The organism is Citrobacter sp. NCU1 (assembly GCF_010231475.1).
In the GTDB taxonomy this organism is placed as follows: Bacteria; Pseudomonadota; Gammaproteobacteria; order Enterobacterales; family Enterobacteriaceae; genus Citrobacter_D.
The window spans coordinates 39,331-51,990 of the sequence record NZ_NRDO01000045.1; the positions used below are offsets into that span (position 1 = coordinate 39,331).

At 51.7% G+C, this 12,660-nt stretch carries 9 protein-coding genes; 6 read left to right on the forward strand and 3 right to left on the reverse strand.

Annotated features, from left to right (window positions below; translation table 11 throughout):
• Positions 1-215: 215 nt before the first annotated feature.
• A complete protein-coding gene (locus CJP72_RS15145) occupies positions 216-1,580 on the reverse strand; it encodes a sensor domain-containing diguanylate cyclase (RefSeq protein ID WP_162382187.1) in 1,365 nt (454 codons plus the stop codon).
• 720 nt (positions 1,581-2,300) lie between these two features.
• Here CJP72_RS15145 and CJP72_RS15150 point away from each other — a divergent pair.
• Genes CJP72_RS15150 through CJP72_RS15160 form a run of 3 tightly spaced genes read left to right on the forward strand, consistent with a single transcriptional unit; the run spans position 2,301 to position 5,459 of the window.
• Entirely contained in the window at positions 2,301-4,940 is a 2,640-nt protein-coding gene (locus tag CJP72_RS15150; protein WP_162382188.1) for a YdbH family protein, read from the forward strand.
• The gene (locus CJP72_RS15155) at positions 4,937-5,128 is read left to right on the forward strand and encodes a YnbE family lipoprotein (protein WP_162382189.1); all 192 of its coding nucleotides are present in this window, start codon (positions 4,937-4,939) and stop codon (positions 5,126-5,128) included. Before CJP72_RS15150 ends, CJP72_RS15155 begins: the two co-directional genes overlap by 4 nt.
• A gap of 7 nt (positions 5,129-5,135) precedes the next feature.
• Positions 5,136-5,459, forward strand: a complete 324-nt coding sequence (locus CJP72_RS15160; RefSeq protein ID WP_162382190.1) for a YdbL family protein — start codon at positions 5,136-5,138, stop codon at positions 5,457-5,459.
• On the opposite strand, the gene feaR is transcribed toward CJP72_RS15160, so the two are convergent.
• Positions 5,460-6,368: a transcriptional regulator FeaR gene (gene feaR / locus CJP72_RS15165; protein ID WP_162382277.1), complete on the reverse strand. Its 909-nt coding sequence runs from the start codon at positions 6,366-6,368 to the stop codon at positions 5,460-5,462.
• Between the two features lie 236 nt (positions 6,369-6,604).
• On the opposite strand from feaR, the gene CJP72_RS15170 reads away from it, so the two are divergent.
• Complete coding sequence (locus CJP72_RS15170; RefSeq protein ID WP_162382191.1) at positions 6,605-8,104, forward strand: aldehyde dehydrogenase family protein; 1,500 nt, start codon at positions 6,605-6,607, stop codon at positions 8,102-8,104.
• Between the two features lie 484 nt (positions 8,105-8,588).
• Here the strand turns inward: CJP72_RS15170 and tynA are convergent, their stop codons facing one another.
• The gene (gene tynA, locus CJP72_RS15175; RefSeq protein WP_162382278.1) at positions 8,589-10,850 is read right to left on the reverse strand and encodes a primary-amine oxidase; all 2,262 of its coding nucleotides are present in this window, start codon (positions 10,848-10,850) and stop codon (positions 8,589-8,591) included.
• A gap of 290 nt (positions 10,851-11,140) precedes the next feature.
• Between tynA and CJP72_RS15180 the strand changes: the two genes are divergently transcribed.
• Both CJP72_RS15180 and CJP72_RS15185 read left to right on the forward strand, forming a co-directional pair.
• Entirely contained in the window at positions 11,141-11,746 is a 606-nt protein-coding gene (locus tag CJP72_RS15180; protein ID WP_162382192.1) for a CDP-alcohol phosphatidyltransferase family protein, read from the forward strand.
• Positions 11,743-12,660 (forward strand): phosphatidate cytidylyltransferase, encoded by a 918-nt coding sequence (locus CJP72_RS15185; protein WP_162382193.1) that lies wholly within the window; start codon positions 11,743-11,745, stop codon positions 12,658-12,660. Before CJP72_RS15180 ends, CJP72_RS15185 begins: the two co-directional genes overlap by 4 nt.

Here is a 12,660-nt window from a genome sequence, read left to right on the forward strand (position 1 = left end):
AAACTAATTGATAGATATGGACATAATGAATAATTCTAGAGCATCTATTGTCCCTGTATGTATCTTCTTTAAGTCAGATCGCTTTCTTTAACACAGACTTTTCTTTGGGTTCTCTGGGGCAACGCCATCGTTCAGCACGAGACGTGATTTTGTTCGTTTACGGAGAGGGGCGAGATACCTCCATTCAGAAAATGGAGGTTCCGGCCAATTGATTATTACACTGTATCTTGCGACATAAGCGCTTTGGGAAAGACGACAGTTTGATTGCGCCCCTGGTTTTTTGCCATATACAGTGCGCGGTCGGCCCAATCCGCAAGTTGCTCAGCAGCCATCGTGCAATCCACTGAAGAAACGATACCCAGGCTGACCGTGATGGTTCGTGGAAAATCACCGTTGGTTGACGCAGGGGTGGCCTTCTCGACCTGTTTTCGTATCCTCTCGGCAATATTTTGCGCACGTTGTGTATGGCAGTCAGGGAGTAGAATAGCAAACTCCTCACCACCAATTCTGGCCACAATATCGAGTTCTCGAACCAGGCTTACCATTAATTCTGCAAGTTTGATAATAACTCTGTCCCCTTGCAAATGTCCCCACGTATCATTCACTGACTTAAAGTGATCAATATCGCAAAAAATAATGCTGAGCGGCTTCTGCGGAGTCAAATTTTTAATTTCATTGCTTAGCGAGTTATAAAAATATCCGCGATTAAAAAGACGGGTCATTGGATCGCGAACTGAATTTTCGTATGAAAGCTCATAAGCCTGGCGTGACGCTTTAAAACGATGGAAGATATCGGACATTAAGACGGTCATTACCGCCATTGAGCCCAGGCACTCAACTCCCCGGGCAAGATACCAACCCGCAGAGTTCATATGGGAATATTTAAACAACGTGGTAAAAATCAGGATGTTGCTCAACGCCACCAGAGACATACTGAGCCAGAACTGGTTTTTTAATTTCGTCAGGCTAAGGATAAAAAACACAATACCTACCCATAGCGAAATAAATACGAAGATGAACAATCCGTGCCACGGATGTAACCACTCAAAGGTGGTGGGATTGATCAGTTGTAAAGGCAGTGAAACTGCATTTATTGAATAAAAAATAGCGACTGTAAGATGCAAAATGCACCATAGAAAAACAGAGTAGACAATTACGTTGTGATATTTTTGTCGGCTTTTTTCTTTTTTATATAAATAGAGTGCAACGATAAACAAACCGGTGGTGAGTGTTATTCTTATAGCATGTAATGTGGCAATGTCATTAAAAACGAGGCTCGTTTCTACTGAATGTGAAAAATAAACGTAGAGTGCGATAAATAACAATATCCCTGAGCTATGAAATGCGCATGCCAGGGGGAGTAGATGTTTGTTTTTACGATAGCTTAAGTAGTTCATTATCATAAAACTACCTATCTGGATGTGCAGAGCCCCCGTAAACGTAGCGATGACCGGGTAGAGTGAGAGTTTGTAATGGCTGCTGTTCAACGGTGCGAACCACAGAAGCAAGAATGCACCGAGAGATAATAGTGAAAAAAACGTTATATTATTTTTATGTTTTTTTTGCAATGAAGTAATCATAACGATGCTCATTAAGAAATATCATAATATTATGTCAATTATGCATATGACTTTTTTGATTAATTTTGCTTAATCTTGTTTTTCTTTAGTGGAGAATTAAGTCACCATTGACATAAATGATACTGAATTATCTGTGGATCTTTATTGCTTATTTGCTGTGATAAATTAAGGCGTTATATTGACACCAGACACATGTGGGATAACGTCTCCACCACGCATCGTCGTGATTTTTTAACCCATCGGGTACGGTTTATTGCGTTACTCCCCCGAAATACCAAAGCGGGAAAAGGTGACAAATTCCGGGTTTCATGATGAACAGACCAAAAAGCTGATCGAAGAATCTCCCTGCGTCTGTACCGGCCAGCGGACATCCCGCAGGTGCTTGCGTTGATATAAATCGTCAAGGAGAGGGGCGGGGTTATGATCGCGCGTCGACAATCACTCTTATCCGGCGTCAGGTATCCAGCGTCTGGAGGCATCCGGGCGTCGGTTGGATATTTTACGGCGAAATATCCTATACGGACGCCGTGATGCTCTTCGTCTCTATGTCCCTGATTCATTAGATATCTTTATGAAAAATCTGTATTATATATAATATTACATATAACTTTAGAGCATCTATCCTTATTAGTGGCGCCGTCTTCAACAGCACGATCAAACATGCCACAATACGGGCCTTAACCGGCTATATTTTTCGCTAAATCAGGACATTAACTACCCATGAAGGGTAAATATAAAGCCGTTCTCGCACTACTTCTATTATTGGCCCTGATACCACTGACGTTGATTATGACGCTTGGGTTATGGGTTCCCACACTGGCAGGTATCTGGCTGCCTGTGGGGACGCGCATCGCGCTGGATAAGAGTCCGCGTCTTACGCGTGATGGATTACATATTCCTGAACTGCGCTACCTGGTCGGTGACTGTCAGTTAGCGAAGGTGACAGAGGCCGGGCTTTCTCACCCGAGTCGCTGGTTGTTAAATGTTGGCGCAATCGAGCTTGATTCAGCTTGTCTGGCAAAACTCCCCGAAGCTAAACAATCACCGGCTGCCCCCAAAACGCTGGCTGAATGGCAGTCGATGCTGCCGAATACCTGGATTAATATCGACAAAATTATCCTTTCTCCGTGGCAGGAGTGGCAGGGGAAACTGTCTGTCTCTCTGACCCCGACTCTCCAGCAACTCCGTTATCAGGGCGATAAAGTCAAATTCCAGGGCCACCTGCGCGGGCAGGCTCTCACCGTCAGTGAACTGGAAGTCTCCGCTTTCGAACAACAGCCGCCGGTGAAACTGGTCGGGGAATTCACTCTGCCGTTGGTCCCTGATGGGCTGCCCGTGAGCGGGCATGCGGTGACGACACTCAGCTTGCCGCAGGAGCCATCCCTGGTGGATGCCGAAATTGACTGGCGCGATAATGCCGGTCAACTGGTGGTGATGGCGCGAGATAATCCGGATCCGTTGCTGGATCTCCCTTGGGAAGTGACGCGTCAGCAGCTCACCATTAGCGACGGGCGCTGGGCGTGGCCGTATCAGGGGTTTCCGCTCAGCGGGCGGATGGGACTCAAAATAGAGAACTGGCAGGCTGGCCCTGAAAATGCAGTCGTGAGCGGGCGGTTGAACGTGCTTACTCAGGGCGATGCGGGGAAAGGGAACGCGGTGCTGACGTTCGGGCCGGGGAAACTCAGCATGGATAACAGTGAGATGCCATTGCAGGTCACCGGGGAAGCGAAACAGGGCGACCTGATTTTCTACGCTATCCTGCCCGCACAACTCACCGGCAGTCTGGCCGCGCCTCAACTGGATTTTGCGCCAGGCGCATTGCTGCGTTCCCGTGGTCGGGTGATCGATTCTCTGGATATTGATGAGATCCGCTGGCCGCTGGCGGGCGTGAAGGTGACGCCGCGTGGGGTCGATGGCCGTCTGCAGGCCATTCTGCGCGCGCATGAGAATAAAATGGGCGACTTCGTTCTGCACCTCGATGGCATGGCGAATGATTTTCTGCCAGATGCAGGGCGCTGGCAGTGGCGTTACTGGGGCACGGGCAGTTTTACCCCGATGCATGCGCACTGGGATGTCGCAGGACGGGGAGAGTGGCATGACCAAACAATCACCCTTACCGATCTGTCTACCGGATTTGACCAACTGCAGTACGGCACCATGAAGGTGGATAACCCGCGTCTGATACTCGAACAACCGGTGGTGTGGGTTCGTGACGCGAAGAAACCCGCCTTCAGCGGCGCATTGTCCTTTGATGCCGGGAAAACCACCTTTACCGGCGGCAGCGTATTACCGCCTTCCACCCTGAAATTCAGCGTCGACGGTCGCGATCCCACTTTTTTCCAGTACAAAGGCGATCTGCATGCGGGGGCGATCGGACCAGTACGGGTGAACGGTCGCTGGGATGGCGTGCGTCTGCGCGGGCAAGCCTGGTGGCCAAAGCAGTCACTGACGGTTTTTCAACCGTTGATACCGCCTGAATGGAAGATGAAATTACGCGAAGGCGAGTTGTATGCGCAGATTGCGTTTTCCGCTGCACAAGAGCAGGGTTTTGAAGCGGGCGGGCACGGCGTGCTGAAAGGCGGTAGCGCGTGGATGCCTGACAATGAAATCAATGGCGTGGATTTTGTGCTGCCGTTTCGTTTTAGCGCTGGCGTCTGGCAACTGGGCACGCGGGGGCCGGTTTCGTTACGTATCGCAGAAGTCGTCAACCAGGTGACGGCAAAAAATATTACGGCCGACCTTCAGGGCAATTACCCCTGGAGTGAAGCGGATCCGCTGCTGTTGAGCGATGTCAGCGTCGATCTGCTGGGCGGGAAAGTCACCATGCAGCAGTTGCGGATGCCGCAGCACGATCCCGCACTTCTGCGTGTGCAGAACATCTCTTCAAGCGAGCTTATCAGTGCGGTCAATCCCAAACAGTTTGCGATGTCCGGCCCGGTGAGCGGTGCGCTACCGCTGTGGTTGAACAATGAAAAATGGATCATCAAAGATGGCTGGCTGACGAATCCAGGCCCCATGACGTTGCGTATTGACAAAGACACTGCCGACGCCGTAGTCAAAGACAATATGGCTGCGGGAGCGGCGATCAACTGGCTACGTTATATGGAAATTGCCCATTCCTGGACGAAAATCAATTTAGATAATCTGGGTGTCTTAACCATGCAGGCGACAATTGCAGGTAGCAGTCGCGTTGATGGAAAAGTGGGGCGGGTAAACCTGAACTACACCCATGAAGAGAATGTGTTTACGCTCTGGCGCAGTCTGCGTTTTGGCGACAATTTACAGGCATGGCTAGAACAAAATACAGCGTTGCCAGAAACCCATTGCCCGGAAGGCAAGGAATGTGAGGAACCACAATGAAAACGATGACTGCCATGCTGGCGCTGTGTGCCTCTGCGTTAGTGACCGGCTGTACGCCCCGTATTGAAGTTGCTGCGCCCGAAGAGCCCATCACCATCAATATGAACGTCAAAATTGAACATGAAATTCATATCAAAGTGGATAAAGACGTCGAAAGCTTACTGAAGTCGCGCAGCGATTTATTCTGAGGTCATGATGAAAAAACAGCTCACACTGACGGTGCTTATTCTGAGTTTGCTGAGCGGCAATGTGATGGCGTTGACCCTGAATGAAGCCCGCAGCCAGGGGCGCGTCGGGGAAACGTTGAACGGTTATCTGGTCGCGCTGAAAAACGACGCACAAACGCAAACGCTGGTGAAAAAAATCAATGAGGCGCGCAACGCCAGCTATCAACAACTGGCCGAAACCAATCATATTCCGGTTGATCAAGTGGCGAAAATGGCAGGGCAAAAGCTGGTCGAACGTGCGAAGCCTGGCGAGTATGTTCAGGGCATCAACGGAAAATGGATGCAAAAATAATTAGCGATAGCGCTTACGGTATTCGCCTGGCGAAATGCCGAAGCGCTGCTTAAAGGCGGTCGAAAAATGGCTATGATCGGCAAACCCCCAGGCATAGCCAATACCCGCCAGTTTCTCTTCTCCGTTGGCCGTTCGCAGCATCTGCGCGCAAAGATCAAGACGGCGATTTTTAATGTATTGCGCCACCACCAGACCTTTATCCGCAAACATGCGGTATAAACTGCGTACCGACATACCACTCTCGGCGGCGACCCATTCCGGGCGTAGCGTTTCGGACTGTATATGTGCGTCGATCAGCGACAATACATTGCGAAACTGCCGCTCTTTACGCGGCGGTAAGCTCTCTTGCTGTTGCAGGACAGGCCGTAACAGACACACAATGGCTTCCAGCGCGGCTTCGCTTTCCGTCTCGCTCATCCCTGTATTGCTCATGCTCTCCTGCAACAGTCGGTGACTCAGTTGTACGGTGGGCAGATCCCGCGAGAGCTTTTGCGCACAGCTGACTTCCTGAAAGCGAAAGTGTTGTTCAAGGATCTGCCGTGGCAGCAACAGTGAAACCTGACGGGCTTTTGCCGGCCAGTAAAAAGAGCAGGGGCGTGAGGCGTCAATGAGCGTTATGTCGCCGGTTTCAAGTTCTATCTGGCGATCGTCCTGTTCCATCACCGCCTTACCGTCGAGCTGGAACACGGTATAAAACCAGGCGTCATTGCTGTGCTTAATTTCCTGGCGGGTGCGAAACAGGTTTACCCCTCCCGCCGTGACCGTACTTAGCTTCAGATTATTAGCAAAACTTGATTCCAGTTTGCCAACAAATTCTCCCGCCAACGGGCGGGCGGCAAAGCTGCCGCAAACCTGATTGATTTGCGCCAGCCATTGTTCGTATTGGTCCTTCTCGCTCACACCAGCCATTTTTATCTCGCTGCCTTGTGCATTGTTTAAGTTCTGTTGCATTAATGTTGCAAATTGCAAGGGCGTTGTGGCTGACTATAGGAAATAACGCCCGCCGGGCATAGGGTTTGTAGGGGTTATTCTTGGTATTTGCGGAGCCTGTCACAGCAAACAAAGCGATTGTCACAGAGCAAAAAGCCCGTTTTGTGAAGGCGGCATAAACTGTCTGGAAAACCTGCAACAGTAAGGAGAAATGTATGTCTGATACACAGGTCGCCGTCCTCGCAGCGGTACAACACTTTCTGGACAGGCAGCATGGGCTCTGGATTGATGGGCGCCAGACGCCATCCGATGGCGATAAACGGCTCAGTCTCTACAACCCGGCCACCGGTGAGGTGATAGGCACAACGGCGGATGCCAGCGTCGCCGATGTCGATCGCGCGGTGATGTGCGGCTGGCGTGCTTTTGTTTCGCGCTCCTGGGCAGGCAAATTACCCGCTGAACGCGAGCGAATCCTGCTACGTTTCGCCGATCTGGTTGAACAGCACTGTGAAGAGCTGGCACAGCTCGAAACCCTGGAACAGGGGAAATCGATCGCGATTTCCCGCGCGTTCGAAGTCGGTTGCACGCTGAACTGGATGCGCTATACCGCTGGATTAACGACCAAAATTGCCGGTAAAACGCTGGATCTTTCTATTCCACTACCGCAGGGCGCGCGCTATCAGGCCTGGACGCGTAAAGAACCGGTGGGGGTGGTTGCAGGGATTGTGCCGTGGAATTTCCCACTGATGATCGGGATGTGGAAAGTGATGCCTGCGCTGGCGGCGGGATGCTCTATCGTTATCAAACCCTCTGAAACCACGCCGCTTACGCTGCTACGTGTCGCGGAACTGGCAACAGAAGCCGGGATCCCGGATGGCGTCTTCAACGTGGTGACCGGCAGCGGTGCCGTGTGCGGCGCCGCACTCACCACGCATCCGCATATCGCGAAAGTCAGCTTCACGGGCTCAACGGCAACAGGTAAAAACATCGCGCGTTCGGCGGCCGACAGGCTGACAGGCGTGACCCTGGAGTTAGGCGGTAAAAACCCGGCGATTGTACTGAAAGATGCCGACCCACAGTGGGTAATCGAAGGTCTGATGACCGGGAGCTTCCTGAATCAGGGACAGGTGTGTGCCGCCAGTTCGCGCATTTACATTGAAGCCCCGCTTTTTGACACGCTGGTGAGCGGCTTTGAGCAGGCGGTTAAATCATTGAGCATTGGGCCGGGGATGTCGCCACAGGCACAGATTAACCCACTGGTTTCCAGAGCGCACTGCGACAAAGTACAGACCTTCCTTGACGATGCCCGTGCCAATCATGCGGAGTTGATCGTCGGTGCGACAGTTCCGGACACGAATGGCTACTACGTGACGCCGACACTGGTGGTGAACCCAGATGCGAAGCTGCGCCTGACGCGAGAAGAGGTCTTCGGTCCGGTTGTTAATCTCGTACGTGTGGCGGATGGTGAAGAAGCGCTTCAATTGGCGAACGATACGGAATACGGTCTGACGGCGAGCGTCTGGACGCAAAATATCAGCAAAGCGCTGGAATATACCGACCGTTTACAGGCCGGAACGGTATGGGTTAACAGCCATACGTTGATCGATGCCAACCTGCCGTTTGGCGGAATGAAACAGTCTGGTACCGGGCGCGATTTCGGTCCGGACTGGCTGGACGGCTGGTGTGAAACCAAGTCGGTGTGCGTGCGTTATTAATCTCTGATGGGGTGTCCGGTAGCGTGTCGCTTTCCGGGTACCTCATATGCAGGTCGGATATCCCATCATCAGAAAATTGAGCACGTTGTACTCTTCTCTCGCCCCCCTATTTTCGCAAAAATCACCAGCATAGCCGGAGGAATTGACTGCGATGACTACGTTCCCGAAAAGAAACCTCCGCCCGTTTTGTTAGTTTTAAATCCATACACATTCAGGTAAAACCAAATCGGTTGCTGACAACTTTTTGTTAGGGCTTTTAGTACGCCACTATGGGGCGTTATCAATGCCACCTGCTATACAGGTGGTTTTTTACCCTTGCAAAACACCGACGCCAGTAAAAGTCTCTGCCTGTTCTGAAAGATTTAAATCCAAAGACAATCAAAACGGCAAAGCTAAAACCTGTTGCTGACCACCGCCATAGGAGGTGGTGTTTATGCAGGGATAAAAAAAACGGCGCAACGCGCCGTTTTTCTCTTTCCCAACGTTACTTCTCTTTCTTAACTGCGCCTAACGACGGTGTTTCGTCAAAGAAGTTCCACGGTTTCAACAGGGTATGTACCCATTCGGTTGGCATAATCGGCCACTCTTCCGCGCGAGCAACGTGGGTGGTGCCGGTCGTCATCCAGACCACGGTGTCGGTATTGTCCAGCGACTCGTTGTCTTTGGTGTACTCGCCAAGCCCCGTATCATGGGTTGAACGGTTCGGGTATTTGCCTTCCGGGAAACGTTCACCGGCATGGTAACGCGTGACCCACAGCTGTTTGTCCATAAAGCTCAGACGGTGATAGATCCATTCATCCGGGGCGAATTTGGCGCCTGTTGCTACCGGATGCGTACCGCCAGCGTAAGGGATTATCTGATAGGAAACCGGATTACCCATGCGGTTTTCTTTGTTGGTGTTGCTCAGTAAACGAATGGTGCCTGGGTCAAATTTCTGCGCGGCATCTTTCTCATTACTGATGTTGTACTGATTAATCTGCATGGTGCTGGTACGCGGTCCGCCAGCGGTGTTCGGTTTCACTTCCGGATCCATGGCCACCAGGCTGTTATTCTCGCCATCGACGTCTAAATCCAGACGGAAGTTATAAATATGCTGGTGGGTGGTGCCGACAATATTGTGATCGATCAGCGTGCCGTAACGGGTGTCGTCTTTCGCGCTTGGATCATGCATCGTCTTCGCTTGTACGCCTTTCACCGCTTCAATCCCGGTGGCGCCCGCATCGATGCCGATAGTGCCATTCTGATGGAAAATCCAGTCAAAAATGTAGTCGTAGTTGCCGACGGTACTGATCCAACGCACCACCAACTCGCGACGTTCAGTACTGACGTTAGGTTGACCCATTTCCTGATGTTTATATTCCGGACCCGCGTAGCGCTCAAAAATAGCCACGGCGCGCGGGATCTCCGTCGGTTTACCGGTGTAGTCCGCGATGGTCTCATTCAGCAGTACGGCGTTACCTGGCGCATCTTTACCACGCTCGATAGGCGAGGTCAGCGTCCCCATCCCGTAATCGCCGGAATCCAGGTAGGCTTTAAAATACCAGCCAATGTCCGGGTCGCCGTAAGGAACGATCATGCCGCCCAGCGAACCTTCGTACATCACCTTGCGCTTCTTACCATTGTCGTTAAACGTGACGGTTGAAATAATCGGGCCGACGCGCGAGTTCAGACGCAGGTGGAAATCCCAGTTTTGCCAGTGGATCATATCGCCAGTAATGGTGTAGTTCTTACCTTCAGGCTCGACGATTTGCAGCGGTTTTACCGTCGGGGCATGGCGATCTCGACCGTCATACGCGCGCGGTGTCAACGGCACCGGAATCACCGGGCCATCTTCAATTTTAATGATTTTCTTCTGCTCAAGATCGACCACGGCGACGAGGTTTTCAATCGGATGTGCCCAGTAGTTACCGTCGCCGACATCCAGGTAGCTGATCACTTTCAATAAGCGCTCATCCTGTTTTAAGCCGTCTTTGCCATCAAAGTAGCCGACGGTCAGCGGGGTGGTGATCACTTTTTTCGGGTCTGTGATCCCGTGTTTTGCCAGCGCCTGGGCATATTCTTCGCTGCCATTAATCACGTTTTGCACGGTGGCGAAATCGTCCAGCAAGACCATGCCGTGGGCATCTTTGACAGGCGTCCAGGATTCAATCTTTTTGTCATCCAGCGAAACCACGCCTTCAATGATATTTTTGCCATCCAACATGATGACATCGGCCTTACGGGGCTGTTTCACCGGGGTTCCGTTCAGCGCGAAATCCCAGACTTCCTCTTTGTTCGGTTCACGCAGTGAAATTTCGGTAAAGCGGGTATTCGGTTTGAAATCAGGCGAGGCTTTGACAATCTCAACGGCCTGTTGGATCTCGTCGGCGGTCAGCGAGTTAAGCGGGTGGGGGCGTTTTTCCACCTGGAAGGTTTGGTCCAGATCGGACTGAAAAACTTCATTAATAAACCCTTCGGAGATCCAGGCTTTTTTGTTCTTCATCACCACCGGAACCTGCAACGTCAGGGATTTACCATTGACGATGGCCGTTTTCGCGCCCGGCTTCACTTTCACGAAAGCGCCATCTTTGCTGATGGTAAACATCTGCGCGTAGTCATCCCACTGCACATCTGCGCCAAAATCCTGCAGGGTTTTTGTCATTGGCAGCATTTGCGCTTCACTGCCATGGGCGAATGCCTGCGACTGCCAGGAGCACAGCAGGGCGACAGCCAACGCCAGCGCTGTTTTGCGGGGAGTCAGGTCCATATATAACCTCGTCATGTTGTGTTGTTCTGCGTTTGCGACCGCTTTTGCGTGCGGTTTATCTATCGCTAACATAGCAATCGGACAGTGGAAACGGTTTGCTTGCATTTGCCAGGTTATTTGTCAGATGTGCCAGATCCCGTCAACCGGTGGTAAACGCGCGGCGATGACGTTCACTTGTTATCATTTTCGGGTGCAACTTCCGAATTACTCACCGGCAGGGTGAAAAGCGTTAGTCCATTATTAATACTTGATACACAATAGAGAGGTCTATCAATTATCAGGGAAAGGTAATGACGCTTTATCAGATAAAACCCGCGTTTCAGGCACTTCTGCGTCCATTGATGTTCTGGCTGAACCGACGCCATGTGACTGCCAACCACGTTACCCTTGCCGCAATGGCACTTTCCCTGGTCACCGGGGCGGTATTGAGTTACTTCCCCGAGCCGAAACTGTTTTTCCTGCTGCCGGTGGTGCTATTTATTCGCATGGCGCTCAATGCGCTGGACGGTATGCTGGCGCGAGAATGCCATCAACAATCCCGCCTGGGCGCTATTCTTAATGAAGTGGGGGATGTCGTATCAGACATTGCCCTTTACCTGCCGTTTTTGTTTCTGCCCGCCAGTTCTTTGGCGTTGGTATTAGTGATGTTGTTCTGTGCAGCGATGACGGAATTCTGCGGCGTGCTGGTTCAAACTATCAACGGCGTACGTAACTACAGCGGCCCGTTAGGTAAAAGCGACAGGGCACTGGTGTTTGGCGCGTGGGGGCTGGCGCTGGCCATCTGGCCCTGGCTTGTGCAATGGAACAACCTTGTCTGGGCGGTCGCAATCGCGCTGCTGCTGTGGACGGTGGTGAACCGTTGTCGGAGCGCATTGCGTGAAGAGGGGGCGAAATGATGTTGCTGGAAAAATCGCTGGCGGTCATTTTTGCTCTGTTAGTACTGGCGACGGTGGTGAACATGCTGCTGGTGAGGCTACGTCCCGGCAAAGACTGGCGTGAACTGACGTTACGTATCCGCACCTGGTGGGTCATTATCATTCTGTTTTCGCTGGCGATGTTAAGCCCGCACTGGCTGGCGCTGACCTTTTTCGCGATCGTCAGTTTTATGGCGTTAAAAGAGTTTTTGACGCTGGTGCCTTCTCGTCATTCCGATCGTATGCCGTTGTTGTGGATGTTTATCGCCATTCCCATTAACTACTGGCTCATCGGCATTGGCTGGTACGGCATGTTTGTGGTGTTTATTCCGGTGTATGTCTTTTTATTTTTACCGGCGCGGATGGTGATCGCCGGTGATACGCAGGGATTTTTGCGTACCGCCTCCCAGTTACACTGGAGTCTGATGACGACCGTATTCGCCTTCAGTCACGTCGCGTTTTTGCTGGTGCTGCCTGCTGACGACAAGCAAACCGGCGCGTTGCTGGTGCTCTTTCTGGTTGGTTTAACCGAATTTAACGACATTGCCCAGTATCTGTGGGGAAAATCGCTTGGGCGTATCAAAGTGACGCCGACAGTCAGCCCCAATAAAACGCTGGCAGGACTGGTGGGCGGCGTGGCCACCACGGCGCTGCTGGCGCTGTTGCTGGGACCCATACTCACGCCGTTAAGCTGGCCGATGGCGCTGCTTGCGGGGCTAATCATCGGGGTGACTGGATTCTGTGGTGATGTGGTGATGTCGGCCATCAAGCGTGATATTGGCGTGAAAGACAGCGGCACGTTATTGCCTGGACACGGCGGGATCCTCGACCGGCTGGACTCGCTGATTTTCACGGCGCCAGTCTTTTTTCATTTCATTCGTTATTTTTGTTACTAA

What these genes read in the sequence shown, in the direction of transcription:
- CJP72_RS15145 (WP_162382187.1), bottom strand. Translation starts at nt 1,580, where the DNA reads ATGATTACTTCATTGCAAAAAAAACATAAAAATAATATAACGTTTTTT.
- CJP72_RS15150 (WP_162382188.1), top strand. Translation starts at nt 2,301, where the DNA reads ATGAAGGGTAAATATAAAGCCGTTCTCGCACTACTTCTATTATTGGCC.
- CJP72_RS15155 (WP_162382189.1), top strand. Translation starts at nt 4,937, where the DNA reads ATGAAAACGATGACTGCCATGCTGGCGCTGTGTGCCTCTGCGTTAGTG.
- CJP72_RS15160 (WP_162382190.1), top strand. Translation starts at nt 5,136, where the DNA reads ATGAAAAAACAGCTCACACTGACGGTGCTTATTCTGAGTTTGCTGAGC.
- feaR (WP_162382277.1), bottom strand. Translation starts at nt 6,368, where the DNA reads ATGGCTGGTGTGAGCGAGAAGGACCAATACGAACAATGGCTGGCGCAA.
- CJP72_RS15170 (WP_162382191.1), top strand. Translation starts at nt 6,605, where the DNA reads ATGTCTGATACACAGGTCGCCGTCCTCGCAGCGGTACAACACTTTCTG.
- tynA (WP_162382278.1), bottom strand. Translation starts at nt 10,850, where the DNA reads ATGGACCTGACTCCCCGCAAAACAGCGCTGGCGTTGGCTGTCGCCCTG.
- CJP72_RS15180 (WP_162382192.1), top strand. Translation starts at nt 11,141, where the DNA reads ATGACGCTTTATCAGATAAAACCCGCGTTTCAGGCACTTCTGCGTCCA.
- CJP72_RS15185 (WP_162382193.1), top strand. Translation starts at nt 11,743, where the DNA reads ATGATGTTGCTGGAAAAATCGCTGGCGGTCATTTTTGCTCTGTTAGTA.